27 protein-coding genes and 1 tRNA gene are annotated in these 25,818 nt (G+C 71.7%); 11 read left to right on the forward strand and 17 right to left on the reverse strand.

Annotated elements, in window-relative coordinates; all coding sequences use genetic code 11:
* Positions 1-25: 25 nt before the first annotated feature.
* Positions 26-2,287, reverse strand: a complete 2,262-nt coding sequence (gene uvrB / locus EV378_RS02665; protein ID WP_424511201.1) for an excinuclease ABC subunit UvrB — start codon at positions 2,285-2,287, stop codon at positions 26-28.
* A gap of 67 nt (positions 2,288-2,354) precedes the next feature.
* Here uvrB and EV378_RS02670 point away from each other — a divergent pair, with 67 nt between their 5' ends.
* Entirely contained in the window at positions 2,355-2,879 is a 525-nt protein-coding gene (locus EV378_RS02670; protein ID WP_207908554.1) for a ribonuclease FAU-1 family protein, read from the forward strand.
* A gap of 17 nt (positions 2,880-2,896) precedes the next feature.
* On the opposite strand, the gene EV378_RS02675 is transcribed toward EV378_RS02670, so the two are convergent.
* The 5 genes from EV378_RS02675 to rpsA form a co-directional block, all read right to left on the reverse strand.
* On the reverse strand, positions 2,897-3,574 hold the full coding sequence (locus tag EV378_RS02675) for a hypothetical protein (RefSeq protein ID WP_132421161.1): 678 nt from the start codon (positions 3,572-3,574) through the stop codon (positions 2,897-2,899).
* Positions 3,571-4,341, reverse strand: a complete 771-nt coding sequence (locus EV378_RS02680; protein ID WP_243653558.1) for an RNA polymerase sigma factor — start codon at positions 4,339-4,341, stop codon at positions 3,571-3,573. The genes EV378_RS02675 and EV378_RS02680 overlap by 4 nt, the downstream gene beginning before the upstream one ends.
* Before the next feature lie 183 nt (positions 4,342-4,524).
* A complete protein-coding gene (coaE, locus tag EV378_RS02685) occupies positions 4,525-5,700 on the reverse strand; it encodes a dephospho-CoA kinase (protein WP_132421163.1) in 1,176 nt (391 codons plus the stop codon).
* Positions 5,701-5,730: 30 nt separating this feature from the next.
* Positions 5,731-6,468 carry a hypothetical protein gene (locus tag EV378_RS02690; protein ID WP_132421164.1) on the reverse strand — a complete coding sequence of 246 codons (738 nt, stop codon included), beginning with the start codon at positions 6,466-6,468 and terminating at the stop codon, positions 5,731-5,733.
* 198 nt (positions 6,469-6,666) lie between these two features.
* The gene (gene rpsA / locus EV378_RS02695) at positions 6,667-8,163 is read right to left on the reverse strand and encodes a 30S ribosomal protein S1 (protein ID WP_132421165.1); all 1,497 of its coding nucleotides are present in this window, start codon (positions 8,161-8,163) and stop codon (positions 6,667-6,669) included.
* Between the two features lie 282 nt (positions 8,164-8,445).
* On the opposite strand from rpsA, the gene EV378_RS02700 reads away from it, so the two are divergent.
* A complete protein-coding gene (locus EV378_RS02700) occupies positions 8,446-9,270 on the forward strand; it encodes a class I SAM-dependent methyltransferase (protein ID WP_243653231.1) in 825 nt (274 codons plus the stop codon).
* Positions 9,271-9,277: 7 nt separating this feature from the next.
* On the opposite strand, the gene EV378_RS02705 is transcribed toward EV378_RS02700, so the two are convergent.
* Complete coding sequence (locus EV378_RS02705; protein WP_165922117.1) at positions 9,278-9,868, reverse strand: carbonic anhydrase; 591 nt, start codon at positions 9,866-9,868, stop codon at positions 9,278-9,280.
* 247 nt (positions 9,869-10,115) lie between these two features.
* Between EV378_RS02705 and EV378_RS02710 the strand changes: the two genes are divergently transcribed.
* From EV378_RS02710 to EV378_RS02735, 6 genes are all read left to right on the forward strand, one after another.
* Entirely contained in the window at positions 10,116-10,541 is a 426-nt protein-coding gene (locus tag EV378_RS02710) for a hotdog fold thioesterase (RefSeq protein ID WP_424511202.1), read from the forward strand.
* A gap of 237 nt (positions 10,542-10,778) precedes the next feature.
* Positions 10,779-12,017, forward strand: coding sequence for a branched-chain amino acid ABC transporter substrate-binding protein (locus EV378_RS02715; protein ID WP_243653232.1), 1,239 nt, complete (start codon positions 10,779-10,781; stop codon positions 12,015-12,017).
* Positions 12,018-12,108: 91 nt separating this feature from the next.
* Positions 12,109-13,128: a branched-chain amino acid ABC transporter permease gene (locus tag EV378_RS02720; RefSeq protein ID WP_207908555.1), complete on the forward strand. Its 1,020-nt coding sequence runs from the start codon at positions 12,109-12,111 to the stop codon at positions 13,126-13,128.
* The gene (locus EV378_RS02725) at positions 13,125-14,246 is read left to right on the forward strand and encodes a branched-chain amino acid ABC transporter permease (RefSeq protein WP_132421169.1); all 1,122 of its coding nucleotides are present in this window, start codon (positions 13,125-13,127) and stop codon (positions 14,244-14,246) included. Before EV378_RS02720 ends, EV378_RS02725 begins: the two co-directional genes overlap by 4 nt.
* On the forward strand, positions 14,243-15,172 hold the full coding sequence (locus tag EV378_RS02730) for an ABC transporter ATP-binding protein (protein WP_132421170.1): 930 nt from the start codon (positions 14,243-14,245) through the stop codon (positions 15,170-15,172). The genes EV378_RS02725 and EV378_RS02730 overlap by 4 nt, the downstream gene beginning before the upstream one ends.
* A complete protein-coding gene (locus tag EV378_RS02735) occupies positions 15,156-15,875 on the forward strand; it encodes an ABC transporter ATP-binding protein (protein ID WP_132421171.1) in 720 nt (239 codons plus the stop codon). Before EV378_RS02730 ends, EV378_RS02735 begins: the two co-directional genes overlap by 17 nt.
* A 109-nt stretch (positions 15,876-15,984) precedes the next feature.
* On the opposite strand, the gene EV378_RS02740 is transcribed toward EV378_RS02735, so the two are convergent.
* Positions 15,985-16,626, reverse strand: a complete 642-nt coding sequence (locus EV378_RS02740; protein WP_424511203.1) for an ANTAR domain-containing response regulator — start codon at positions 16,624-16,626, stop codon at positions 15,985-15,987.
* A 161-nt stretch (positions 16,627-16,787) separates the two neighbouring features.
* Between EV378_RS02740 and EV378_RS02745 the strand changes: the two genes are divergently transcribed.
* Entirely contained in the window at positions 16,788-17,780 is a 993-nt protein-coding gene (locus tag EV378_RS02745; protein ID WP_132421172.1) for an alpha/beta fold hydrolase, read from the forward strand.
* 4 nt (positions 17,781-17,784) lie between these two features.
* On the opposite strand, the gene EV378_RS35765 is transcribed toward EV378_RS02745, so the two are convergent.
* The 6 genes from EV378_RS35765 to EV378_RS02770 all read right to left on the reverse strand — a co-directional run bounded on the left by EV378_RS35765 (position 17,785) and on the right by EV378_RS02770 (position 23,054).
* Positions 17,785-18,231: a hypothetical protein gene (locus EV378_RS35765; protein ID WP_207908556.1), complete on the reverse strand. Its 447-nt coding sequence runs from the start codon at positions 18,229-18,231 to the stop codon at positions 17,785-17,787.
* A 349-nt stretch (positions 18,232-18,580) separates the two neighbouring features.
* Positions 18,581-18,654 (reverse strand) — tRNA-Leu (locus EV378_RS02755).
* 55 nt (positions 18,655-18,709) lie between these two features.
* Positions 18,710-18,868 carry a hypothetical protein gene (locus tag EV378_RS35180; RefSeq protein WP_165922118.1) on the reverse strand — a complete coding sequence of 53 codons (159 nt, stop codon included), beginning with the start codon at positions 18,866-18,868 and terminating at the stop codon, positions 18,710-18,712.
* 198 nt (positions 18,869-19,066) lie between these two features.
* Positions 19,067-19,774, reverse strand: coding sequence for a metallophosphoesterase (locus EV378_RS02760; RefSeq protein WP_132421173.1), 708 nt, complete (start codon positions 19,772-19,774; stop codon positions 19,067-19,069).
* A complete protein-coding gene (locus tag EV378_RS02765; RefSeq protein ID WP_132427290.1) occupies positions 19,771-20,919 on the reverse strand; it encodes a class I SAM-dependent RNA methyltransferase in 1,149 nt (382 codons plus the stop codon). The genes EV378_RS02760 and EV378_RS02765 overlap by 4 nt, the downstream gene beginning before the upstream one ends.
* A gap of 29 nt (positions 20,920-20,948) precedes the next feature.
* On the reverse strand, positions 20,949-23,054 hold the full coding sequence (locus EV378_RS02770; protein WP_132421174.1) for an APC family permease: 2,106 nt from the start codon (positions 23,052-23,054) through the stop codon (positions 20,949-20,951).
* 86 nt (positions 23,055-23,140) lie between these two features.
* Between EV378_RS02770 and EV378_RS02775 the strand changes: the two genes are divergently transcribed.
* Positions 23,141-23,803, forward strand: a complete 663-nt coding sequence (locus EV378_RS02775) for a potassium channel family protein (protein WP_132421175.1) — start codon at positions 23,141-23,143, stop codon at positions 23,801-23,803.
* A gap of 5 nt (positions 23,804-23,808) precedes the next feature.
* Entirely contained in the window at positions 23,809-24,462 is a 654-nt protein-coding gene (locus tag EV378_RS02780) for a potassium channel family protein (RefSeq protein WP_132427292.1), read from the forward strand.
* Here the strand turns inward: EV378_RS02780 and EV378_RS02785 are convergent.
* Genes EV378_RS02785 through EV378_RS02795 form a run of 3 tightly spaced genes read right to left on the reverse strand, consistent with a single transcriptional unit; the run spans position 24,459 to position 25,808 of the window.
* A complete protein-coding gene (locus EV378_RS02785; RefSeq protein ID WP_132421176.1) occupies positions 24,459-24,677 on the reverse strand; it encodes a hypothetical protein in 219 nt (72 codons plus the stop codon). The two genes, EV378_RS02780 and EV378_RS02785, sit on opposite strands and share 4 nt — an antisense overlap.
* A gap of 46 nt (positions 24,678-24,723) precedes the next feature.
* On the reverse strand, positions 24,724-25,434 hold the full coding sequence (locus EV378_RS02790; protein ID WP_132421177.1) for a DUF3159 domain-containing protein: 711 nt from the start codon (positions 25,432-25,434) through the stop codon (positions 24,724-24,726).
* A complete protein-coding gene (locus EV378_RS02795; protein WP_132421178.1) occupies positions 25,431-25,808 on the reverse strand; it encodes an OB-fold nucleic acid binding domain-containing protein in 378 nt (125 codons plus the stop codon). Before EV378_RS02795 ends, EV378_RS02790 begins: the two co-directional genes overlap by 4 nt.
* Between the last annotated feature and the right edge of the window lie 10 nt (positions 25,809-25,818).

Below are 25,818 nucleotides of genomic sequence, written 5' to 3' on the forward strand. Positions count from 1 at the left end.
GGCGCGCGGCACCCGCACGCCGCCGTCACCGCACCCCGGCCGCGTCCATCCCCCGGAGCTCCTTCTTGAGGTCCGCGATCTCGTCCCGGAGCCGGGCGGCGAGCTCGAACTGGAGGTCGCGCGCCGCGGCGAGCATCTGGTCGTTCATCTGCTGGATCAGGTCGGCCAGCTCGGCCCGCGGCATGCCCTTCGTGTCGTGCGGCACCACACCCGAGCTCGCGGACGACGACGAGGCCCTCCCGGCCTCACCGGCGGCCCGCTTGCCCCGCGACTGGTTGCGACCGGACCCGCCGACCGGCACCGCGCCCTCGGTGTCGTCCGCCTCCCGGTACACCTGGTCCAGGATGTCCGCGATCTTGCGACGCAGCGGTTGCGGGTCGATCCCGTGCTCGGTGTTGTAGGCGACCTGCTTGGCCCGGCGCCGGTCGGTCTCGTCGATCGCGTACTGCATCGACTCGGTGACCGTGTCCGCATACATGTGCACCTGGCCGGACACGTTGCGGGCCGCGCGGCCGATCGTCTGGATCAGCGACCTCTCGGAGCGCAGGAAGCCCTCCTTGTCCGCGTCCAGGATCGCGACCAGCGACACCTCCGGCAGGTCGAGTCCCTCCCGGAGCAGGTTGATGCCGACCAGCACGTCGTACTCGCCGGAGCGCAGCTGGCGCAGCAGCTCGACCCGCCGCAGGGTGTCCACCTCGGAGTGCAGGTACCGGACCCGGATGCCCAGCTCGAGCAGGTAGTCCGTGAGGTCCTCGGCCATCTTCTTGGTCAGCGTGGTGACCAGGACCCGCTCGTCGCGCTCGGTCCGCTGCCGGATCTCGTGCACCAGGTCGTCGATCTGGCCCTTCGTCGGCTTCACGACGATCTCCGGGTCCACCAGGCCGGTCGGGCGGATGACCTGCTCGACGAACTCGCCGCCGGTCCGGGACAGCTCGTACGGGCCGGGCGTCGCGGACAGGTAGACCGTCTGCCCGATCCGGTCCGCGAACTCCTCCCAGGTCAGCGGCCGGTTGTCCACCGCGGACGGGAGCCGGAACCCGTACTCGACGAGGTTCCGCTTGCGGGACATGTCGCCCTCGTACATGCCGCCGATCTGCGGCACCGTCACGTGCGACTCGTCGATGACCAGCAGGAAGTCGTCCGGGAAGTAGTCGATCAGCGTCGCCGGGGCGGTGCCCGCGCCGCGGCCGTCGATGTGCCGGGAGTAGTTCTCGATACCGGAGCAGAACCCGACCTGGCGGATCATCTCGATGTCGTACTGCGTCCGCATCCGCAGCCGCTGCGCCTCCAGCAGCTTGCCCTGGTTCTCCAGCTCGGCCAGCCGCGTCTCGAGCTCGGCCTCGATGTCCCGGACCGCGCGCTCCATGCGGTCGGGGCCCGCGACGTAGTGCGTCGCCGGGAAGATCCGGATCGAGTCGACCTGCTCGACCTCGTCCCCGGTCAGCGGGTTCAGGTGGTGCAGCGCCTCGATCTCGTCGCCGAAGAACTCGATCCGCAGCGCCAGCTCCTGGTACGCCGGGATGATCTCCACCGTGTCCCCGCGCACCCGGAACGTGCCGCGGGTGAACGACATGTCGTTGCGCGTGTACTGGACGTCGACCAGCAGCCGCAGCAGCTGGTCACGGTCCACCTCCTCGCCGACCGAGAGCTGCACCGAGCGGTCCAGGTACGACTGCGGCGTGCCGAGGCCGTAGATGCAGGACACGGACGCGACCACGACGACGTCACGCCGGGACAGCAGGTTCATCGTCGCGGAGTGGCGCAGACGCTCCACGTCGTCGTTGATCGAGCTGTCCTTCTCGATGTAGGTGTCCGTCTGGGCGATGTACGCCTCGGGCTGGTAGTAGTCGTAGTACGAGACGAAGTACTCGACGGCGTTGTGCGGCAACATCTCCCGCAGCTCGTTGGCCAGCTGCGCGGCGAGCGTCTTGTTCGGCGCCATCACCAGCGTCGGCCGCTGCTGCTGCTCGATCAGCCACGCCGTGGTCGCCGACTTGCCGGTGCCCGTGGCTCCCATGAGGACGATGTCCTCCTCGCCCCTGCGCAGCCGCGTGTCCAGCTCCGCGATGGCACCCGGCTGGTCACCGGCGGGCTGGTGCTCGCTGACCACCTGAAACGTGCCGCCGGTGCGTGCGATCTCCCCGACCGGACGGTGCTCGGAGTGCGCCCGCGGCGCATCCTCCGGCGTGGAGCCGGCGTCCGGGTGCGCGTGCGGGTCCTGCCGGATCTGGTGACCCTGGCCGCTGATGTCCGCCGCGCTGCCCGGAACCTCTGTCGCGAATGCCACGGGAACCAGGGTACGAGCACCCACCGACAGTTTCCGGTGCCCCGGCACCGCCCCGGGTGGAAGGATCATGCCGGTGCACCCGCCGAAGATCCAGACGTTCGATCCCGTCGCCGGCACGAACACCGACACCAAGGGCAACCGGCGGGAGATCGACACCCTGCGCGAGCACGACTGGGGCCTCTACCTGAGCAGGCCGATCGTGGGCAGGCCGAACGCGTGGTGGATGGAGGTCTGGGTGCTGCCGGACCTCGGGATCTGCCTGTCCGACTGGCTGTGGAACCCCGGCTACGAGCGCGACCAGGACTTCTACGTCGACATCGCGGAGATCACGCGCGACGGCCGGGTGTTGCGGATGACCGACCTCTACCTGGACCTCGTCGTCCGCACCGGACGCGAGGTCGAGGTGCTGGACGTCGACGAGTACGTGGCCGCCGTCGCCGAGGGCCTGCTCACGCCGGCGCAGGCGGAGTACGCGCTGCACCGCTCGCACGCCGTCGTCGACACGATCGCCCGCCACGGCCACGACGTCGAGGCGTGGCTGGCGGGCGAGGGCATCCTGCTCGGACCGCGTGTGCGGCCGGATCGCCCCTGACGTGGCCGGCCCGGGTGTCAGCCCGCGGGCTTCGACTTCGTCGTCGTGGTCGTCGTGGGCGGGTCGGTCGTGGTCGGCGGAGGCTCCTCCGATGTGGGAGGGGGGTCCTCGCTCGTCGTCGGCGGAGGCGTCGTCGGATCCGGGGTTCCTTCGCCACCGCCGCCGTTGCCGCCGCCGTTGCCGCCACCACCGGAGGGCGGCGGGGTGCTGCCGCCGCCACCGGGCGGCGGGACGGCGGGGCCGGCCGGGGGCGGCACCACCGGACCCGGCCGAGGACCGGCCGCGGGAGTGCCGGGCCGGGCCGGGGTGATCACGGCACCGGTCGTCGGGTCCACCTGCGGCGCCGTCGCGGTGGCCGGGTCGAACGCCGGCGGCAGGTCGGCTGCCCCCTGCATCGGGATCTGCGGAGCGGCGGGCGTCACCGGGCTCGCCGGGAAGCCGGTGGCGGGCGACGCGATCGCCGACGGCGGCGCCACCGGGGAGTCCTGCGGCGCGGCGGCCGTCGCGACGGCGGTGATCCCGCCCAGCGAGCCGACCGTCAGCACCGCGGCGGCGGCCGCCGAGCTCGCACGGCGCACGCTCGGCGCGCGGCCGATGACCTCGTCCACGGCCGGCAGCGGGACCGACCCGGCCAGCAGGTCGTCCAGCCGGGCGAACGCCCGGTCGATCTCGCGGTCCTCACCGAACCCGTTCATCCCTGATCCCCCCGTCGGCCGTGCCGTCCGCCGCGACGGTGCCCGTGCTCCGGGGCACCGGCCGCGTCGACGACGCGTCCCAGCATCTCGTCCATCCCGTCGTGGACCGCGTCCCGGCCGCGCCGCAGCCGCTCGCGCACCACGGGCTCACCGACCCGCTCCAGCTCCGCGATCTCGGCCTCGCCGAGGCCCACCATGTGGCGCAGCACCACGGCCCGCCGCACGGCGACCGGCAGCCCGGCCAGCGCCTCCAGCAGGGCACCGGTCTGCGGATCCAGCGACTCGGCGGCGGGCAGGCGGTTGCGACGCAGCCCGGCGCGGGTCAGGCCCGGACGCCAGCCGCGCATCGACGTGCGGATCGCGACCCGGCGTATCCAGCCGACGACGTCGGTGTCACGCAGGTCCGCCCAGCGGCGCCACGCACGCGAGTAGGCGTCCTGGACGGCTTCGTGCGCGTCGCCGGGGTGAAGGGTGATCGCGTACAGCTGCGCCACCAGCCGCGGGTAGTGCGTCTCGAGGTGGGCACCGAAGTCCGCGCGCAGCTCACCGTGCGGCACCACCCGGTGCTGCGCGACGACGGCGCCGCTCGGCGGCTCCGGCTCGAGGTGGACGCCGCCGGAGTCGAGCAGCGTGCGCTCGAAGCCGTCCGACACGGGGTCGCGGTACGGGTCGCGCTCGTCGTCCCAACCGGGATCGCCGTAGTAGGCGGGATCATAGGCCGGACGGCCGACATCGCGGTCGTCGTCCGCGCCGTGACGTTCCGCCACCGTGCTCAACCCCGCGTCCTCTCGTCGCCGTACGCCCGCCTGTCCGCGAGAGGAGCACCGATCCGGCCCGTCGCCGGAACCCGCCGGTCACGACGGCGACGACGGCGGCGCTCCCTCCGCCTTTCGAACAACGAGCACGCGCCGTTACAGATTCGCCCGATCTCGGGAATCAGGCCGTTCGGGTCAGGCCGACCACTGCACCATTCGGGTGGCGACGGCGTCGAACCACGGCTCCTTGTGGCCGACGTACCGGGCGGCGTCCGGATCCGCGCCGTAGAGCCGCTCCGCCTCCCGCTTGAGCGCCGCGTACTCGTCGCGGGCGGCGGGGTCCGCCCGCAGCCAGTCCCGCATCGCCACCGCGTACCGCCAGCCGGGCCCGGACCGCGGACGGACGTGCAGGTTGACCCGCCGCCCGGGGTCGGCGGAGCCGTGCAGCCGCTTCCGCCACCGGCCCGGATCGGGGTCGTCGGGCTTGGGGTTGTCCGCGACGACGCCCTCGCGCCGGGGGAAGCCGGCCGCGGCCAGCGCGTCCTCGACCGCATCCGCGTCGTCCAGCGAGTCCACGCCGAGCTGCAGGTCGAGCACGTCCTTGGCGACCAGGCCGGGGACGGCGGTCGACCCGATGTGCTCGACCCCGCGCCCGCGCTCCCCCACCGCGGCGGCGACCCGGTCGGCGACCCGGCGCGCCTGCTCCGGCCACGACGGGTCCGGGTCGACCAGCACCGGCGGCCCGCCCGGAGCGACGCGTCCCGCCCGCATGTTCTCCTCGAACGGGACGAGCCGCTGCTCCCACAGCGCATCCACCCGCTCCCGGGTGTCCTGCTCGGACCCGGAGTTGTCCAGCCAGACGTCGGCGACGGCGCGGCGCCGCTCGTCGTCGGCCTGCGCGGCGATCCGCGCGCGGGCGTCCTGCTCGCCCATCCCCCTGGCCTCGACGAGGCGGTGGACCCGGAGCTCCGCGTCCACCCCGACGACGACCACGAGCGGAAACGACGACGCCATCCCGCCCTCGACGAGCAACGGGATGTCCTGCACGACGATCGCGTCCACCGCGGCCCCGGCGACCAGCTCGTCGGACAGCTCCCGCACGCGGGGGTGCACGATGGCGTTCAGCCGGGCGAGCGCATCCGGGTCGCCGAACACGATCGCCCCCACGGCAGGCCGGTCCATCTCACCGTCCGGTCCGATGACCTCAGGGCCGAACTCGCGGGCGACCGCGGCGAGTCCCTCCGACCCGGCCGCCACCGCCTTCCGGGCGAGGACGTCCGAGTCGACCAGGACGGCACCCAGCTCGACGAGCCTGCGGGCCACTGTGGACTTGCCCGCGCCGATCCCGCCGGTCAGCCCGATACGCAGCATCGGTCCACCGTACGTTCCGGCGGCCGAGGGTCAGGGACGGCCCTCCGCCGCGGCGGGTGTCGCCGAGGGCTGCGCGGGTGGTGCCGCGGGCGCGGCGGGCCTGCTGCCCGGCGGCTGGGTCGGCGCGAGCGCCGGGATGACCCGCTGGGCCAGGTCGGGCAACGTCTCCGCGGCCGACCGGTTCTGGCCGGGCGCCGCCTTCGGGAGCACGAACGTCAGGGTGTCCACGCCGTAGGACACGGCGAGCGTCGACTCGTCGGCCTGCTCGACGAACACCGCGGGCGCGCCGGCCACGGTCAGGTCCTTCGACGACATCGCGCCGCTGCGCTCGGCGTTCGTGTTCGACCGCCACTGCGCCGATGCCGCGGCGGCGTCCGAGTACCGGCCGATGTTCAGCTGGTAGAGCACCGGGCCGGTGTCGCCCTGACCGGTCGCGCGGTAGGTGCACGCGACACGCTCGGTGCGCTTGACCGCGGGCTCCGGGACACCGCGGACGGTCTTGACGTTCACCGCGCCGAGCGGCTGGCCGAACAGCGCACCGGCCTGCTCGACGGACATCAGCCGGGCGCAGTCGTCCGGCAGGGCGATCTTGATCGGCGCGGCGCCGGGAGCGGGACGGCTCGGGTCGGCGGCCGGGAACGTGGGCACGGCGATGCTCGGGTCGCCGGACGCCGTCGAACATCCGGTCAGGACACCGACCGCCAGGGCCGCGAGAGCGATCAGGGACAGAGATCCGGACCGCGTCCGGCGGGTCGAACGGCCGGCCATGCGTCAATCTTGGCGCGGGCCGGTGATCGAATCACGTGACCGTGCCGGATCGTGGCCGACCGGTGCCGAACTGTGACCTCACCACGGTGTGCCGTGCGGGACACGCCGGGGTCTGCGACACAGAGCCAGAGGCCGAACGGCCGAAGGGCCCGGCGACCTGTAGGTCACCGGGCCCTTGGCTGGACTACCTGTGCGCGATCACGCTCCGCCGGAGAGCTTCTCCCGCAGAGCCGCGAGCTGCTCGTCGCTGGCCAGCGAGCCGCCGCTCTCGGCCTGCTGCGGCTGGCTGTCGCCACCGCCGGTGCTCGAGGAGCCGCCGCCCGAGGAGTAGTTCGCCGCTGCAGCCTCGTCGCCGCCCTCCGCCTCGGCCTCTGCGGCCTTGCGGATCTGCGTCATGTGCTGCTCGTAGCGCTCGTGCGCCTCGGCGTACTGGCCCTCCCAGGCCGAGCGGGCCTCGTCGTAGCCTTCCTTCCACTCGCCGGTGTCGACGTCGAAGCCCTCGGGGTAGATGTAGTTCCCCTGGTCGTCGTACTCGGCGGCCATGCCGTAGCGCGTCGGGTCGAACTCGGTGTCGACCGTCATGCCCTCGTTGGCCTGCTTGAGCGACAGCGAGATCCGGCGACGGTCCAGGTCGATGTCGATGACCTTGACCATGCAGTCGTCGCCGACCTGGACGACCTGCTCCGGCACCTCGACGTGGCGCTCGGCCAGCTCGGAGATGTGCACCAGGCCCTCGATACCCTCCTCGACGCGGACGAACGCGCCGAACGGCACCAGCTTCGTGACCTTGCCCGGGACGATCTGGCCGATCGCGTGGGTCCGGGCGTACAGACGCCACGGGTCTTCCTGGGTCGCCTTGAGCGACAGGGAGACCCGCTCGCGGTCCAGGTCCACGTCGAGCACCTCGACGGTGACCTCCTGGCCCACCTCGACGACCTCGCTCGGGTGGTCGATGTGCTTCCAGGACAGCTCGGACACGTGCACCAGGCCGTCGACACCACCGAGGTCGACGAACGCACCGAAGTTGACCACCGACGAGACGACGCCCTTGCGGACCTGACCGCGCTGCAGCTGGTTGAGGAACTCGCTGCGGACCTCGGACTGGGTCTGCTCCAGCCAGGCGCGGCGGGACAGGACCACGTTGTTGCGGTTCTTGTCCAGCTCGATGATCTTGGCCTCGATCTTGCGGCCGACGTACGGCTGGAGGTCGCGCACGCGGCGCATCTCGACCAGCGAGGCCGGCAGGAAGCCGCGGAGCCCGATGTCCAGGATCAGGCCGCCCTTGACGACCTCGATGACGGTGCCCTCGACCGGCTCGTCGGCCTCCTTCAGCGCCTCGATCGTGCCCCAGGCGCGCTCGTACTGGGCGCGCTTCTTGGACAGGATCAGGCGGCCTTCCTTGTCCTCCTTCTGGAGGACAAGAGCCTCGACGAACTCGCCGACCTCGACGACCTCTGCGGGGTCGACGTCGTGCTTGATCGACAGCTCGCGCGAGGGGATGACGCCCTCGGTCTTGTAGCCGATGTCGAGCAGGACCTCGTCACGGTCGACCTTGACGATGGTGCCCTCGACGATGTCGCCATCGTTGAAGTACTTGATCGTCTGGTCGATGGCGGCGAGGAAGTCCTCCTCCGACCCGATGTCGTTGACGGCGACCTGCGGCGTGGTCGGGGCGGCGGTGGTGTCGGTGGACATGTAGTGGGGTGCTCCGGTGGTTTGCTGTGCGTAGGCGGTCCGGTCGGCCCGACCGGGGTGGTCGATCACTTGCTGCGACGTTGTAACAGTCACCTTCTGGCGTCGATTCCCGTGGTCGGAGAATCGTCATCGGCGTACGTTCGAGTGCGGTGCCCGTGCGGCGTCCGCGAACATCAGCCACGTTGACCACGAGTGTGTCCCATGCTACGCGGGGCCGGATCGGCGGGGCAACGCGGGTCCCCGGGTCGAGCTGCGGAGATGCACCCGGCACGCTGGTCGTCGATGAACGCCGAGGAGATCGTCGGGACGGCGGGCGTCGCCCGCCGCGCGGTGTCGTCCGCGGAGTCCGAGCGGGCCAGCCGCGCGTGGTGGGACGCCGACGCCGACGACTACCTCGACGAGCACGCCCGCGACATCGGCGAGACGGCGTTCGTGTGGTGTCCGGAGAACCTGCGTGAGGACGACGCGCAGCTGCTCGGCGCCCCGGACGAGCTGCGCGGGAAGCGCGTGCTGGAGGTGGGCTGCGGCTCGGCCCCGTGCAGCCGCTGGCTGGCCGCGCACGGTGCGCGCCCGGTCGGTCTCGACCTGTCGTCGTCGATGCTGCGACACGCCACCGCGGCGAACCGGCGCGCCGGGATCGAGGTCCCGCTCGTGCAGGCCGGCGCCGAACACCTGCCGTTCGCCGACGCGTCGTTCGACGTGGCCTGTTCGGCGTTCGGGGCGATCCCGTTCGTGGCCGAGCCCGGGCTCGTGATGCGGGAAGTGGCCCGGGTGCTGCGCCCCGGCGGACGGTTCGTGTTCGCCGTCAACCACCCGGTGCGCTGGGTCTTCCCGGACGACCCCGGGCCGGCCGGGCTGACCGTCGGACAGTCCTACTTCGACCGGACGCCCTACCTCGAGGTCGACGCCCACGGCGCGGCGACCTACGTCGAGCACCACCGCACGCTCGGCGACCGGGTGCGCGACGTCGTCGGCGCCGGTCTGGTGCTCGAGGACCTGGTGGAGCCGGAGTGGCCGGAGGGCCACGAGCGGATCTGGGGCCAGTGGTCGCCGCTGCGCGGCCGCCTGCTCCCCGGCACCGCGATCTTCGTGACCCGCAGGCCCTGACCGGCCCTCAGACCGGTACGACCGCGCCGGACTCCAGGTCGTAGCGCATCCCGACGATCGTCAGCCGGCCGTTGCAGATCGCGCCGGACAGTGACGGGTCGGCGGTCAGCTGCGCGACCACCCGTCGCACGTTGGCGTCCACCGCCGTCGCGACGTCGGCGTCCGGGTCGGAGCCGTCGCCGACGCACACCGGCACGATGTCGCCGACGAGTGCGCCCAGCGTCGCGGGAGCGGGCAGGGGCTCGCCGCCCGCGACCGAGACCGCCGCCTTGACCGCGCCGCATCGCGAGTGACCGAGCACCACGAGCAGCGAGATGCCCAGTGCACCGGCTCCGAACGCGAGCGTGCCCCGCACGGCGTCGTCGACCACCTGCCCCGCGGTGCGGACCACGAACAGGTCGCCGAGTCCGAGGTCGAACACCAGCTCGGCAGGGACCCGGGAGTCCGCGCAGCAGAGGACCATCGCCATCGGCTCCTGGCCGGAGACGACCGACGCCCGCACCTCGGCGGACCTCCTCGGGTCGTCACGCTCGTCGCGCTGCCAGCGCTCGTTGCCCTCCCGCAGCATCCGCAACGCCTGCTCGGCACCGTCCTGCACCGCACCCACCTCTCGCCGACCCGTCCAGGATGATCGACACGCTAGGGAGCGGCGTCCGGCGCGGCAAGGAAGGCGGCCGTGATCTGGTCCGTGCGCGACCATCGCCGGGAGGGGTCGGGTGCCCGTCGGCGACGTGCTCACCCGAGCGCTGCCGGATCGTGCGCCGCATCCCTCGGCCTCGACGGCGGGATGACCGACGTCCGACCGGTGGGCCGAGGCCCGGGTCGGGCGCGGATAGGGTTCGCCGGTGCCGATCGATCCCTCGCAGCTCCCCGAGATGTCGCCGGACATGGCGGCCGAACAGCTCGCCACCCGGATGGGCCTCGAGCTCGTCACGCTCGAGCTCGACCGCGTCGTCGGGCAGATGCCGGTGGCCGGGAACCGGCAGCCGTACGGGCTGCTGCACGGCGGTGCCAGCGCGGTACTGGCCGAGACGCTCGGATCCGTTCTGGCCGCACTGAACGCGTTACCGGAGCGCTTTCCGGTCGGTCTGGAACTGGCCTGCACACATCATCGGTCGGCCACCGAGGGACGGGTGATCGGGACCGCACGTCCGTTGCACGTGGGCCGCTCGACGTCGACGTCCGAAATCGTGATCGTCGACGAGCAGGATCGCCGCATCTGCACCGCGAAGCTCACCTGCCTGCACCGGGACACCCGCCCGCAGATCTGATGTTACGAATCGGAATCGTCGCAGCTAACCGGTAACGAACGGGCGGCCTCCGGCGACATCCGACCGTCAGCAACCCCTCTGACACACATCCGGCGCTCCGTCACGATGTGGATACAAGAACAATCCGGGAACTGTTCGCGGACCGATCCCGCGGCTAGTTTCCGGCTCGGACTCCGGCCCGGGGGCGGAGGAGGGGCCCGCCACTGGAGCGGGGAACGGTCTTCTATGGAGGAGAACTTGTTCAGATCACGGCGTGCTGCCGTCCTGGCCGGCGGGGTCGCGCTGACCCTCGCCCTCGCCGGATGCGCGGCCAACTCGGGCGGCGGCGGCGATCAGGGGGGCGGCCAGGGTAACCGGCCGGACATTCCCGCCGTCACGTCACTGCCGGTGCCGGCGAACGCCGCCAATCCGGCCGGCAACGGCCAGGCGACCTGCGCACCCACCACGACGATCGCCTACGCGGGCGCCAAGACGGGCAGCAACGCGCAGCTCGGCGTCAACATCGTCAACGGCGTCCAGCTCGCCGTGAACCAGCACAACCAGGCGAACCCCAACTGCCAGGTGCAGCTCAAGCAGTTCGACACCGAGGGCACGCCGGACAGGGCGCCCGGCATCGTCACCCAGGTCGCCAGCGAGCAGGGCATCATCGGTGTCGTCGGTCTGCCGTTCTCCGGTGAGTCGAAGGCGACCGGCGCGATCTTCCAGCAGGCCGGTCTCGCGCACCTGACCCCGTCCGCGACCAACCCGGCGCTGACCAAGAACGGCTGGACGACGTTCTTCCGCGCGCTGGCCAACGACAACGTGCAGGGTCCGGCCGCCGCAAAGTTCATGTCCGGCAAGCTCGGCGCCAAGAAGGTCTGCGTCATCCAGGACGACTCGGACTACGGCACCGGTCTCGCCAAGGCGACGAACGACGCGCTCGCGTCGTCCGGTGTGGACGCCAGCTGCCAGGACAAGGTGACCACCGGGCAGAAGGACTTCGCCGCGGTCGTCTCCAAGGTCGTCGCCGCGCAGCCGCAGGTCGTGTTCTACTCCGGCTACTACGCCGAGGGCGCCCCGCTGGACCAGCAGCTGTCCAACCGTGGCTTCAACGGCACGTTCCTCGGGCCGGACGGCGTGAAGGACGCGGAGTTCATCAAGCTGGCGGGCGACGCGTCGAACAACGCGTTCTTCACCTGCCCGTGCACGCCGGGTGAGCTCGTCCCGCAGTTCGCCGACGCGTACAAGGGCGTCTCGGGCGGCAGCGCGCCGGGCACGTACTCGCTGGAGGGCTACGACTCCACGACGATCCTGCTCAAGGCGATCGACTCCGGTGCCAAGGACCGGGCGGCCGTCCTGAACTACGTGAAGAACTACAACGGCGCCGGGTACTCCAAGGAGTTCAAGTGGGACGCCACCGGCGAGCTGGCCACCACCAAGGTCTTCGGATACAAGGTGGACAACGGCCAGATCGTCCCCATCGGCGAGATCAGCTGATCCTCCCCATCCGGTAGTCGAACCACGGGCATGTCCGCTCCGGACCACGACGGTCCGGAGCGGGCATGCCCGTCGCACGTGAGGAACACCCGTGCTCCTGACCCACCTCCTCGCCGACACCACCGTGCTCGCGCAGGACTCGAACTGGATCACCTTCGACGTCGACGGCTTCCTGTCGCAGTTCTGGTCCAACACGTTCGACGGCCTCGCCTACGGCGCCATCTACGCGCTGATCGCGATGGGCTACACGATGGTCTACGGCGTTCTCCAACTGATCAATTTCGCGCATTCCGAGGTCTTCATCGTCGGGGCGTACGCGCTGTTCTTCACACTCGCCGCGCTCGGCTTCGGCCCGTCCCAGCCGGACCTCCCGCTGATCGCGCTGGTCGGTGACCTGGTGCTGGCGATGCTCGTGGCGATGCTCGCCGCGGGCGCGATCGCCGTCCTGCTGGAGCGCGTCGCCTACCGACCACTGCGACGCCGCAACGCCCCACGGCTGGCGTTCCTGATCACCGCGATCGGCGCCTCGTTCGCGCTCCAGTACCTGATCTTCGCCTGGCGCGGCCCGAACCCGGAGGCGGCGCTGATCATGTTCCGCCCGGAGCCGGTGTTCGACGTGTTCGGCGCGATCATCGACAGCCAGCAGATCGTGATCTTCGTGGCGGCGATCGTGATGTTCGTGATCGTCGACCAGTTCGTGAACCGGACCCGGCTCGGCCGCGGCCTGCGCGCCGTCGCCCAGGACCCGGACACCGCGACGCTGATGGGCGTCAACCGTGAGCGGGTCATCGTGCTGACGTTCCTGATCGGCGGCATCCTCGCCGGCGCGGCCGCCCTGTTCTACGTCATGAAGGTGCCGGGCGGCGTGCAGTACAACGGCGGGTTCATCCTGGGCATCAAGGCGTTCGCCGCGGCCGTCCTCGGCGGCATCGGCAACATCCGGGGGGCGCTGCTCGGGGGCCTGATGCTCGGTGTGATCGGCAACTACGGGCAGACGTTGCTCGGCAACGCGCAGTGGACCGACGTCGTCGCGTTCGTCGTGCTGGTCGCGATCCTGATGATCAGGCCGACCGGCATCCTCGGCGAGTCGCTCGGAAAGGCACGGGTATGACGGGCATCCGCGGACTGCGGGACAGGTGGAACTCGCTGCCCCGCGCGCAGCAGTGGCTGTGGCTGATCCCGCTGGTGGTGCTGATCTACGCGCTGCCGGTGCTGAACCCGCCGCTGATCACCACCGAGCCGGGGACGAACTTCCCGATCGCGATGTTCGACGCGGCGCGGTTCGCGCTGCTGGCGATCGGCCTGAACGTCGTCGTCGGCCAGGCGGGCCTGCTGGACCTCGGCTACGTCGGCTTCTTCGCCGTCGGCGCGTACTCAGCAGCGCTGCTGACCAGCCAGGACTCGGCGCTCACGCACATCCCGTACCTGTGGACGCTGCCGGTCGCGATGGCCGTGACGATGCTGGCCGGGCTGCTGCTCGGCGGGCCGACGCTGCGGTTGCGCGGGGACTATCTGGCGATCGTCACGCTCGGGTTCGGTGAGATCATCCGGCTGCTGGCGACGATCGTCGGGCCGCTCAAGGGCCAGGTCGGGTTCCAGGGCGTCGGCCGCCCGCCGGGCACCGGCTCCGACGGGGAGCCGCTGTTCTCGAACGCGAACGGCACCACGTGGTACTGGCTGGTCGTCACGATCACGATCATCGTGCTGCTGGCGATGGGCAACCTGGAGCGCAGCCGCGTCGGCCGGGCCTGGATCGCGATCCGCGAGGACGAGGACGCCGCGCAGATCATGGGCGTGCCGACGGTCCGGTTCAAGCTGTGGGCGTTCGTCATCGGCGCCGCGATCGGCGGGCTGTCCGGCGCGCTGTTCGCCGGCCAGGTCGGCTTCGTCAACAACCAGAAGTTCGACGTGCCGACGTCCGTGCTGTTCCTCGCCGCCGTCATCCTCGGCGGGTCCGGCAACAAGGTCGGCGCGCTCGTCGGGGCGTTCCTGGTGTCCTACATCCCCAACCGGTTCGTCGAGCTGGCCGGGTACAAGTACCTGATCTTCGGCGTGGCGCTGATCGTGCTGATGGCGTTCCGCCCGCAGGGCCTGCTCGGTGCCCGCCAGCGTCTGCTGGCCTACGGACGACAGGCCTACCAACGGCTGATCGGCAAGCCCGAGCAACTGGCGGCGGACAATCCGATGACCACGGAACCGTCCCAGACGGTCGAGGGAGGGACTCGATGAGCGAGCCGCTCCAGGCGGGCGACCCGGACGCACCGGAGGGCAGCATCGTCGCCGAGCTCGCCCAGATGACCGACGCGGAGCGCGCCGAGCGCGAGTCCGAGGTCGCCGACGCCGTCGCGCCGGACCGGGAGATCGCCGTCGACGTCGGCGACACGCTCCTGCGGATGGAGAACGTGACCATGCGCTTCGGCGGCCTGGTCGCGCTCGACGACGTCTCGTTCGACATCCGCCGCGGCGAGATCCTCGGCCTGATTGGGCCGAACGGTGCGGGCAAGACGACGTGCTTCAACGCGCTCACCGGCGTGTACCGGCCGACGTCCGGCCGGGTGCTGCTCGAGGGCGCCTCGCTCGGACGTCGTCAACGATTCCAGATCACCCAGCTCGGCATCGCCAGGACGTTCCAGAACATCCGGCTGTTCGGCGAGATGACGGCGCTGGAGAACGTCGTCGTCGGTGCGGACGCGCGGCACAAGACGTCGGTGCTCGGTGCGCTGTTGCGGCTCCCCCGGCACGTGCGGGAGGAGAAGGAGGCCGTCGAGCGGGCGATGGCGCTGCTCGAGTTCGTCGGCATCGCCGACCGCGCCGCGGACAAGGCTCGCAACCTGCCCTACGGCTACCAGCGCCGCCTGGAGATCGCCAGGGCGCTGGCCACCGAGCCGAAGCTGCTGTGCCTCGACGAGCCGGCGGCGGGCTTCAACCCCGCGGAGAAGGACAACCTCATGGGGTTGATCCGCAAGATCCGCGACGACGGCTACACCGTCCTGCTCATCGAGCACGACATGCGGCTGGTCATGGGCGTGACCGACCGGATCGTCGTTCTGGAGTTCGGCAAGAAGATCGCCGACGGCCTGCCAGCCGAGATCCGGGAGGATCCGGCGGTGGTCGCCGCCTACCTGGGGGTTCCCGACGATGACACCACTGCTTGAGCTGTCCGGCGTCAACGCGGCGTACGGGCGGATCCAGGCGCTCTCCGACGTCTCGCTGACCGTCGAGCAGGGCGAGATCGTCACGCTGATCGGCGCGAACGGCGCCGGGAAGACGACGACGATGCGGGTCGTCTCCGGCGTCCGCCCGCTGTCCGGCGGGTCGATCACGTTCGACGGCGACGACATCAGCACGCTGCGCGCCGACCTGCGCGTGGTGCGCGGGATCAGCCAGGCACCCGAGGGCCGCGGGATCTTCCCCGGCATGACGGTCCTGGAGAACCTCGACATGGGCGCCTACAGCCGCAGGGACCGCAAGAACCTGCCCGCCGAGATGGACGCGGTGTTCGAGCTGTTCCCGCGGCTGGCCGAACGCCGCACCCAGGTCGGCGGCACGCTGTCCGGCGGCGAGCAGCAGATGCTGGCGATCGGGCGCGCGCTGATGGCCAAGCCCCGCCTGCTCCTGCTCGATGAGCCGTCGATGGGGCTCGCGCCGCAGTTCATCGCACAGATCTTCAAGATCATCTCGGAGATCAACCGGCAGCAGGGCGTCACGGTGTTGCTGGTCGAGCAGAACGCTCAGCAGGCCCTGTCCCGTGCGCACCGGGCGTACGTCATGGAGACCGGCCGGATCACCCGCGCCGGGACCGGCGCCGAGCTCCTCGCCGATCCGGCGATCAAGGACGCCTACCTCGGCGTGGCCTGAGCCCGGCTGCCGGCGGCCGCGGTCGCCGGCGGCCGGGGTCGGCTCGGCCTTCCGGGTGACGCAGGCCGGTCCGGACGGCGCCGGTGTCCGACGCCGTCCGGCCGGACCGTCAGGCCTTGGCCGGGGCGAGACCGTCGATCACGGCGTCCGCGACGGCCTTCATCGTCGTGCGCCGGTCCATCGCGGTGCGCTGGATCCAGCGGAACGCCTCCGGCTCGGACATCTTCTGGTGCGTCATCAGCAGGCCCTTGGCCCGGTCGACCACCTTGCGGGTCTCGAAGCGCTCGTTCAGCGACGCGACCTCGTCCTCCAGCGCGCGCTTCTCGGCGAACCGGGACACGGCCAGCTCGATCGCCGGCACCAGCTCGTGCCGGGCGAACGGCTTGACCAGGTAGGCCATCGCGCCCGCGTCGCGGGCGCGCTCGATCAGGTCACGCTGGCTGAACGCGGTGAGCATCACGACCGGCGCGATCTTCTCGCCGACCACGGTCGCGGCCGCCTCGATGCCGTCCTTCTTGGGCATCTTCACGTCCATGATGACCAGGTCCGGCTTCAGCTCGCGGGCCTGCTCGATCGCCGCCTCGCCGTCGGCCGCCTCACCGGCGACGACGTAGCCCTCCTCGGAGAGCATCTCGGCGAGGTCCATGCGGATCAGCGCCTCGTCCTCGACGACCAGGACCCGCCACCCGGGGCGCGGACCGTCGCCGTCGACCTGCGGCGTGTCGGCAACTGCGGGAACGTCCTGGGACAACTCGTCTCTCCTTCGAGGAACCGTGTGTGTACGGCGGGATCTGACAGCATCCAGGTTACCGGTCCCGACCCGCGGTCGGCCCCCACTTCGGCACTTCGTGTGCCGAAACACGTCGGTGTCCGGCGTGGTGGGTCCGTCCGGGCGGGTAGTCATGGACGGTGATGAGTGCATCCACCGGCGCCGCCGCCCGGACGAGGCGGAACGGCACCCGTCCGACGTCCGGCGTGGCCGCCGTTCCGGTGACCCGCCGCGACATCGTGCTGCACGGGAACGTCGTGAGCTTCCTGGAGGCCGGCGCGACGAGCGGCGGTCCGGTGGTCGTGCTGCTGCACGGGCTGGCCAGCAGCGCGCTCACCTGGGAGGCGGTGCTGCCGCTGCTCGGCAGGCACTGCCACGTGATCGCGCCGGACCTGCTCGGGCACGGCCGGTCGGCCAAGCCGGGCAGCGGGGACTACTCGCTCGGCGCCTACGCGGCCGAGGTCCGCGACCTGCTGCTCGTGCTCGGCCTGGACCGGGCGACGGTGATCGGCCACTCGTTCGGCGGTGGCGTCGCGATGCAGTACGCCCACCAGTTCCCCGAGCTCGTCGAGCGGGTCGGGCTCGTGTCCAGCGGCGGGCTCGGCTCGGACGTCACCCCCGCGCTGCGTGCCGCCACGCTGCCGGGCGCGAACACCGTCCTGCGGGCGGTCTCGGCGATCACCCCGGCGTGGCTCGGCCGTCTCGGCCACCGGTTGGCGCGGCTCCTGCCGGGCGCGGACGTCGACGGCGTGCTCAGCGCGTTCGACACGTTCGCCGACTCCGGCGCCCGCGGCGCCTTCGTCCACACCGTGCGCGGCTCGCTCGACGGTGCGGGGCAGCGGTTGGCCGGGACGGACCGGCTCTACCTGCTCGACCGGATCCCGGTACTGCTCGTCGGCGGCTCCCGCGACCCGGTCATCCCGGTCGAGCACACCCGCGCCGCACACGTCGCGCTCCCGGACAGCCGTCTGGAGATCTTCGACGGCGGCGGCCACTTCCCGCACATCGAACGCGCACGGCGCTTCGCCGACCTCGTCGAGGAGTTCGTGACCACGACGACGCCGGCCCGCGCCGACCTGGAGACGCTCCGCCGCCGGCTGCGGGAGGCCAGCCACGAGGTGCCCGCGGCGGACTGACCGCTCACGTCTTCGGTCCGACGACGCGGTCCATCAGTTCGACGGCGTCGCGCCGGGCCACGGAGATGGTGTCGGCCCTTGACCGACGGTGAGCGATACCGAGCCGGTCCAGTGCCGCCGCACACAACCGGTGGATGTCCTCGGACCTGTTGGAGAACATCCACCGCGGATACTTGTAGGCCTTCTCGACGCCGTCCACGGTCGCCCGCGTTCGATTGACCGTGCGGCAGCCGTCCGAATGGAACAGGCCGCGCAAGAACGGACCGGGATGCTCGCGAACGATCTCGTCCTGCCACGGTTCCAGCTCGATCCGCCGCGTGTACTTCATTCCGGGTCCGTGTTGCGGAAACAGGCAGACCCAGTGTTTCGAGTGGCTCACGACGGCGACACATCCGGTTCGTTGGACGATGCTCACCGCGGACGACGTGAGCACGTCGCCGACGGCTTGCACGACGTCTGCGACGACTCCCGGCCCAGGCATCGGCGCAGAAGATCCACAGGCGGTGGGTCCGCATGGACCGGGTGATGTGCCCATCACCCAGATACATGCCCAGCAGATACGAATATCGCTCACGATTCAGCGGAGCGTTCGTGCACCGCGGACACGTCGACGAATCGCGACGATCCCGACCCGTACGGCGAGTGCCGCGACACCAATGACGAACCGTGCGTTGCGGGAGCCCCATTCGCCGAGCGACGTCCTGCACGCACAAACCGGACTCGTACAGCCGCCGCGCTTCAGCGACCGTCTCGGGTGGATGCACGGGCGAACCGTCTCATCACCCACCGACAATTATGAGTGCCCCCGGTGGGATTCGAACCCACACTGTATGCATTTTGAGTGCATCATCTCTGCCGATTGGATTACAGGGGCTTACCCTTTTCGGAGCATCTCCGATTCAGCCTCTGTATCGTAGCGGATCCCGGGCTCAGTGCCGCGGACCGCCCCCGCCGCGGAAGCGCTTCAGCATGTCCTGCGCCTTGGCGCGGTTCTTCGGGTCCGAGGCGTAGCGCTTCGCCTGGTCGGTCATCTTCCGGCCCTGCGGGCTGCGGAGGAACTGCTGGATCTTCTGGACGATGCCCGGCATGGCTGGTCTCCCGATGTGTCGCCGACCGCCGACACGATACGGACATTGAGGACGTACGGCTCGGTCGGGTGCACCGTGATCCGCGGTTCGCGCGCGGATCAGGCGGACGCGTGCGTCCGGGCACACGCGTTCTCCCGCCCCGTGCGCAGTCTCCGGATCAGCGCGCGTTCACCCCGGCCGGCCGTGCGGTCGGGCCGCTCACGCGGGCGTGCGGAACACCGTCAGCGGGGGGCTCCCGGGAGCCAGCCTGTGCAACGCCAGACCGGGCTCCGACGGGTCCCGCACCGGCCCCTCCCCCGGCTCCTCCGGCGACCGCAGCGTCGACGCCACACCGGGCGCCACCACGAGCGGATGGCCGGCGAACGTCGTGACGATCGGCATGTGCAGGTGCCCGCACAGCACGAGCGTCGGTCCGGACCGCCTGCGCAGCACCGCCTCGAGCGACGCCGGGTCGCGCAGGGAGATCCGGTCCATCGTCGGGTGCCCGACCGGCATCGGCGGGTGGTGCAGCGCCACCACGACCGGGCCCGGCTCGTCGGCGATCCCGGCCACCAGCCGCAGCGCGCCGTCGGACAGTTCTCCGTGCCCCTGTCCGGGCACGAGGGTGTCCAGGAGCGCCACGGAGAGGCCGTCGGTACGAGACACCCGGTCGGTCGGTCCGAACGCGGCGGTCAGCGCGTCGCGGTCGTCGTGGTTCCCGGGCACGACGAGTGGCGCCAGCCCGTCGAGCACGTCGCGGGCCTCGTCGTACTCGGCCGGGAGGCCGTGGTCCGCGACGTCGCCGGTGACCACCACGACGTCCGGAGCGGGGTTCAGCGCCCGGAGGTGGTCGCCGACCCGGACGGCCCGTGCGCGACGGGGCCCGGTGCCGTCCAGGTGCAGGTCGGAGACGTGCGCGACGATCACGTCCGCTCCAGCAGCGCGACGGCCTCCATGTGGTGGGTCATCGGGAACGCGTCGAACGCCCGCAGACCGCCGAGGCGGTAGCCGTGCTCGTCGAACAGTCCGAGGTCGCGGGCCAGCGAGGCCGGGTCACACGCCACGTGGACCACCCGCTCCGGCCCGCGCGCGGCCAGCGCCCGCACGGTCGCGCGCCCCAGCCCAGCCCGCGGCGGGTCCGTGACGACGACGTCCGGGTCCGGCGCCAGCGTCGCGATCTCCCGTTCGACCCGGGCCGCGCGGAACCGCACCTGCCCGAGGTCGGGGAGCGCCCGCCGTCCGTCGTCGACGGCGTCGCGCGACGACTCCACGACCATCACCGTCCCGGACGGCCCGACCTGCCCGGCCAGCACCGACGCGAGCACACCGACGCCGCCGTAGAGGTCCCACGCGACGCCGCCCTCCGGCGCACGGGCCCACGAGGCGACGACCCCGGCCAGCGTGTCCGCCAGCGCCGGGTGCACCTGCCAGAACACGCCCGGCGAGAGCTCCCACGCCCGTCCCGCGGCGTGCGCGACGACCGCGACGTCCACGCGCGCGACGCCGACGTCGTCGACCGTCACCTCGATCTCCGAACCCGGTCGGTGCGCCCGCCCGAGCACCGGCGGCAGCGTCCCGGCCGGGGCCAGCAGGCAGTCCGCGACCGGGCACACGTCGTGGCTGCGGTGGGCGCGCAGGCCCGCCGTCCCGGCCGCGTCGACGGCCAGCCGGACCCGGGTGCGCCAGCCGAGCGCGCCACCCGGCAGCTCCTCGACGACGACGTCCCCGTCGACGCCCGCCACCCGGGAGAGCTGCTCGCGCAGGACGGCCGTCTTCAGCGCGCGCTGCGCCGCCGGATCGGCGTGCTGGAAGTCGCAGCCCCCGCAGCCACCGGGGCGCGCCCACTCGCACGGTGCGGTCACCCGGTCCGCGGAGGCCCGCAGCACGGCGACGGCGTCGGCCCGGCAGAACGCGCCACCGCCGTCCTCGGTCACCACGGCGCGCACCCGCTCGCCGGGCAGCGCGTGCCTCACGAACACGACCCGCCCGTGCGGGTCCGGCTCCCCGTCGTCGCCGACGCGCCCGACGCAGTGGCCGCCGTGCGCGACCGGACCGACCTCGAGCTCGAGCATCCGGTCGGTCCAGTCGGCCACCGGGACGGTCACCGTCTCTTCTCCGGGGTCCGCTTCTGCGGGGACCGCCGGTCCGGGGTGCGCGCGGCGTCCGGTGTGGACGCGGGGCCGACGCTCCCACCGGTCTTCCGCTCGCCGGGCAGCTGCGCCTGGGTCGGGTACCCGCGCCGGGACGCGCCGGGGGCGGTCAGCGGGCTCAGCGCGCGGGCCCGGTCGGAGGACCGCAGCTGCCACGGCACGCTGGTGACCATCACGCCGGGCTGGAACAGCAGCCGGGTCTTGAGCCGCAGCGCGCTCTGGTTGTGCAGCACCTGCTCCCACCAGTGCCCGACGACGTACTCCGGAATGTAGACGGTGACCACGTTGCGCGGGTTCTCCGAGCGGATCCGCTTCACGTAGTCCAGCACCGGCTTCGTGATCTCCCGGTACGGCGACTCGACGACCTTGAGCGGCACCGGGATCTTCCGCTCGTCCCATTCCGAGACGAGCCGCTTGGTGTCCGCGTCGTCGACGTTGACCGACACGGCCTCCAGGATGTCCGGCCGGGTGGCCCGCGCGTAGGCCAGTGCCCGCAACGTCGGCTTGTGGATCTTGGAGACGAGCACGACGGCGTGGTTGCGCGACGGCAGAACGTCGTCCGACTCGTCGGCCTCGAGCTCGGCCGCGACCCGGTCGTAGTGCTTCTGGATGGCCAGCATCAGCACGTAGAACCCGATCATCGCGACGATCGCGATCCAGGCCCCGAGCGTGAACTTCGTGATCAGCACGGTGAGCAGCACGACGCCGGTCATCGCCGCGCCGAACCCGTTGATCGCCTGGCTGCGCCGCATCCGGCGCCGTTCCGGTGGCTCCGGTCCGTCGGCGAGCGCGCGCTGCCAGTGCTTGACCATGCCGACCTGGGACAGCGTGAACGACACGAACACACCGACCGTGTACAGCGGGATCAGCTTCGTGACCTCGGCCTGGAACCCGAGGACAAGCAGGATCGCGAAGAACGCGAGCGCGAGGATGCCGTTGGAGTAGGCCAGCCGGTCCCCTCGGGTGTGCAGCTGCCGGGGCAGGTAGCGGTCCTGGCTCAGGATCGACCCGAGCACGGGGAACCCGTTGAACGCGGTGTTGGCGGCCAGCACCAGGATCAGCGCCGTCATGATGATGACGAAGAAGAACCCGGGCCGGAAGCCGGAGAACACGGCGTCGGCGAGCTGGGCGACCATCGTCTGCTGCCGGTAGCCGGGCGGCGCCGTCGGGAACTGCCGCACGGGGTCCTCGGCGATCTGCGCGCCGGTCGACTGGGCCAGCGCGATCAGGCCCATGAACATCGTCACGGACAGCGTTCCGAGCATGAGCAGCGTGGTGGCCGCGTTGCGCGACTTGGGCTTGCGGAACGCCGGCACGCCGTTGCTGATCGCCTCGACACCGGTCAGCGCGGCGGCGCCCTGGGTGAACGAGCGCAGCACAAGCAGCACCAGCGCCAGCCCGGTGAACTGGTCCCCCTCGGAGATCAGCTGCAGGTCGGCACTGGCCGCGCGCACCTCGTCGCCGAAGATCAGGATCCGGGTGAAGCCCCAGATCAGCATGGCGGCGATGCCGAAGATGAACGCGTAGACCGGGACCGCGAACGCCGTACCGGACTCACGGATCCCGCGCAGGTTGATCGCCGTCAGGACGACGATCGCGGACACCGCGAACAGCACCTTGTGCTCGGCCACGAACGGGACGAGCGCGCCGATGTTCGCGGCCGCCGACGAGATCGAGACGGCCACGGTCAGCGTGTAGTCGACGAGCAGTGCGCTGGCGACCGTGAGACCGGCGGGCTTGCCGAGGTTGACGGTCGCGACCTCGTAGTCGCCCCCGCCGGACGGGTAGGCGTGCACGTTCTGCCGGTAGCTGGCCACCACCGTGAGCAGGACCACGACGACGGCGAGACCGATCCACGGCGACATCGCGTACGACGCGACGCCGGCCACGGACAGCGTCAGGAAGATCTCCTCCGGCGCGTAGGCCACCGAGGACATGGCGTCCGACGCGAACACCGGGAGCGCGATCCGCTTCGGGAGCAACGTGCTGGTCAGGCGGTCGCTGCGCTGCGGTCGGCCGACGACCAGCCGCTTCAGGGCGACGGCGAGCTTGGGCACGGTGCGCAGCCTATGCTCCGGGGCGCGCGAACTCGCGATAGCGTCTGCCCACCGGCCTCCCCGAACCGCCGAAGGAACCTCCCACCATGCACGTCGTGATCATGGGCTGCGGCCGGGTCGGCGCCTCGCTGGCCGCCGGGCTCGAACGGCTGGGCCACGAGGTGGCGGTCATCGACCGCGACCCGCAGGCGTTCCGCCGCCTCGGCCCGGACTTCCGCGGCCGGCAGGTCGTCGGCTTCGGTTTCCACCGCGCCGTCCTCGACGAGGCCGGTGTCGAGTCCGCCGACGCGTTCGCCGCCGTCTCCAGCGGCGACAACTCGAACATCATCGCCGCGCGTGTGGCGCGGGAGCGCTACGGCGTGGAGAAGGTCGTCGCCCGGATCTACGACGCCAAGCGCGCGGCCGTCTACGAGCGGCTCGGCATCCCGACCGTCGCCACCGTGCCGTGGACGACGGACCGCTTCCTGCGGATGCTGCTCCCGGACGGCGTCGCGACGGCGTGGCGGGAGCCGACCGGGACGGTCGCGGTGCTGCCGCTGCCGCTGCACGAGGGGTGGGCCGGCCACCCGGTGCGGATGCTGGAGGAGGCCACCGGGGCTCGGGTCGCGTTCATCGTCCGGTTCGGCACCGGCGTGCTCCCGGACCGCGACACGACCGTGCAGGCCGACGACACGGTCTACGTGGCGGCGAAGTCCGGCACCGTCAGCGACGTCACGGCGGCGGCCTCCGTGCCGCCCGAGGAGGGATGAGCGGCATGCGCGTCGCGATCGCGGGGGCCGGCGCCGTGGGCCGGTCCATCGCGCTGGAGCTCGTCGAGTCCGAGCACCAGGTGATGCTGATCGAGCGGGAGCTGTCGAACATCGACCCGTCCGCCGTCGAGGCCGCCGAGTGGGTGCACGCCGACGCCTGTGAGCTGGCCTCGCTGGAGGAGGCCGGCATCGAGGGCTGCGACGTCGTGATCGCCGCGACCGGTGACGACAAGGTCAACCTCGTGGTGTCGCTGCTGGCGAAGACCGAGTTCGGGGTCCGACGGGTCGTGGCCCGGGTGAACGACCCCCGCAACGAGTGGCTGTTCGGCGAGAACTGGGGCGTCGACGTCGCGGTCTCCACGCCGCGGCTGCTGGCCGCGCTCGTCGAGGAGGCGGTGGCCGTCGGCGACCTGGTGCGGTTGCTGACGCTCCGCCAGGGGCAGGCGAACCTGATGGAGGTCACGCTGCCGGACCCGACGCCGCTCGCCGGGCGGCCGGTCCGGAGCCTCGACCTGCCGCCGGACTCGGCACTCGTCGTGATCCTGCGCGGCGGGCGGGTCATCGTCCCCCAGCCCGACGACGCGCTGGAGGCCGGCGACGAGCTGCTGTTCGTCGCGACGGCGGCCGTCGAGGACGAGATCCGCGCGGCGCTCGACTAGCTCCCGGCCGCGGCCGCGCCCGCCGCCGCCTGGCCGAAGCGCTCGCGGCCGTCGATGCGGAGCTCGCACCGCTCGCCGTCGACCGTGACCTCCTGTGGTCGACGCCCGCCCGTCCAGTTGACGCCGACGTGCCAGCTCGCGACCTCACGGCCGTCCAGGTGGGCGACGAAGTCGGCACCGGCGAGACCGCGACGCTTCTGATCCACACGGAGCATGCGACACCCTCGTCACGGGCCGGGGCCCGGGTCAAACGCCGGGTGCTCAGGCCGTGGCGGCGCGGGAGCGTTCCGCGCGGCGCACGATCAGGACCGTGGCCAGGATCGCGACGCCGAGCAGCGGGTAGCCCATCGCGAGCCGCGCGATGCCCAGCAGGGTCTCGGCGTTCTCGCCGTAGAGCAGGCCCTGCACGACGACGCGGGCCGCGAACACGAACGCCCAGATGCTCGTCGCCCACGTGTAGGCGCGCAGCAGGACGGGGTCCTGGCGCCAGCCCTGCCCGTGGCCGTTGATGCCGTGCCAGATGACGCCGGCCAGCGGCCAGCGGACGACCACCGACACCAGCGCGACGACCCCCAGGAACGCACTGTAGAGCAGTCCTGGCAGGTAGAAGCCGCGCGCCTCACCGGTCTGGTTCGCCACGAGCGCGCACACGCCGACCCCGATCAGACCGGAGATCGCCGGCTGGATCGGGTCCTTGCGGACCAGCCGCCAGACCAGGACGAGCACACCGGCCCCGATCGCCGCCCACAGCGCGGGCGTGAGCGACGTGATCACGTTGACCACGACGAACACGAGCACCGGGACGGTGGACGCGACGATGCCGGGCACGCCGCCCATCTGCTCCAGCAGCGTCGGCGTGCGCTCGGTCGTGTCACCCTCGGGGGCCTGCTCCGGCCGCGCCGCGTGCCTCGGCCCGTCCTCGACGCGCGGGAAGCGGGTGGTCGGGGTGTCGTCCGGTGGGGGTGGGGTCACTGGGCCTGGCAGATCTCGTAGTACGGGTTGTAGAGCACCTTCTGACCGTCCCGGACGGACAGCCGACCGCGTACCCGCATGGTCTTGCCCGCCTCGATGCCGGGGATCCGGCGGCGGCCCATCCAGACCAGCGTCACGCCGTCGGTCCCGTCGAACAGCTCGGCCCGCAGCGTCGCGTCCGCGCTCTGCGGGCACAGCTCGACGCTCCGGATCCGGCCGAGCATGATGATCTCTTCGCCGCACGCGCAGTCCCGCGCCTTCTGGGCGCCGGAGTCCTCGGCGTCCTCGGCCAGGTCGCGCGCGTCCAGCTCGTCGACGTCGCTGGTGAGCTTGCGGAGCATCTTGCGGAACGCCCCGCTGTCGCTTGCGCCCATCTCTCTCCTC

The sequence above is a fragment of the Pseudonocardia endophytica genome, from assembly GCF_004339565.1.
Classification (GTDB): Bacteria; Actinomycetota; Actinomycetes; order Mycobacteriales; family Pseudonocardiaceae; genus Pseudonocardia; species Pseudonocardia endophytica.

Excerpts from the sequence above, each read along its gene's own strand:
- rpsA (WP_132421165.1), bottom strand. The coding sequence starts at position 8,163 with ATGTCCACCGACACCACCGCCGCCCCGACCACGCCGCAGGTCGCCGTC.
- EV378_RS02780 (WP_132427292.1), top strand. The coding sequence starts at position 23,809 with ATGCGCGTCGCGATCGCGGGGGCCGGCGCCGTGGGCCGGTCCATCGCG.
- EV378_RS35180 (WP_165922118.1), bottom strand. The coding sequence starts at position 18,868 with ATGCCGGGCATCGTCCAGAAGATCCAGCAGTTCCTCCGCAGCCCGCAG.
- EV378_RS02775 (WP_132421175.1), top strand. The coding sequence starts at position 23,141 with ATGCACGTCGTGATCATGGGCTGCGGCCGGGTCGGCGCCTCGCTGGCC.
- EV378_RS02745 (WP_132421172.1), top strand. The coding sequence starts at position 16,788 with ATGAGTGCATCCACCGGCGCCGCCGCCCGGACGAGGCGGAACGGCACC.
- EV378_RS02690 (WP_132421164.1), bottom strand. The coding sequence starts at position 6,468 with ATGGCCGGCCGTTCGACCCGCCGGACGCGGTCCGGATCTCTGTCCCTG.
- EV378_RS02765 (WP_132427290.1), bottom strand. The coding sequence starts at position 20,919 with ATGCTCGAGCTCGAGGTCGGTCCGGTCGCGCACGGCGGCCACTGCGTC.
- coaE (WP_132421163.1), bottom strand. The coding sequence starts at position 5,700 with ATGCTGCGTATCGGGCTGACCGGCGGGATCGGCGCGGGCAAGTCCACA.
- EV378_RS02725 (WP_132421169.1), top strand. The coding sequence starts at position 13,125 with ATGACGGGCATCCGCGGACTGCGGGACAGGTGGAACTCGCTGCCCCGC.
- EV378_RS02730 (WP_132421170.1), top strand. The coding sequence starts at position 14,243 with ATGAGCGAGCCGCTCCAGGCGGGCGACCCGGACGCACCGGAGGGCAGC.
- EV378_RS02795 (WP_132421178.1), bottom strand. The coding sequence starts at position 25,808 with ATGGGCGCAAGCGACAGCGGGGCGTTCCGCAAGATGCTCCGCAAGCTC.
- EV378_RS02670 (WP_207908554.1), top strand. The coding sequence starts at position 2,355 with ATGCCGGTGCACCCGCCGAAGATCCAGACGTTCGATCCCGTCGCCGGC.
- EV378_RS02735 (WP_132421171.1), top strand. The coding sequence starts at position 15,156 with ATGACACCACTGCTTGAGCTGTCCGGCGTCAACGCGGCGTACGGGCGG.
- EV378_RS02700 (WP_243653231.1), top strand. The coding sequence starts at position 8,446 with ATGAACGCCGAGGAGATCGTCGGGACGGCGGGCGTCGCCCGCCGCGCG.
- EV378_RS02675 (WP_132421161.1), bottom strand. The coding sequence starts at position 3,574 with ATGAACGGGTTCGGTGAGGACCGCGAGATCGACCGGGCGTTCGCCCGG.
- EV378_RS02785 (WP_132421176.1), bottom strand. The coding sequence starts at position 24,677 with ATGCTCCGTGTGGATCAGAAGCGTCGCGGTCTCGCCGGTGCCGACTTC.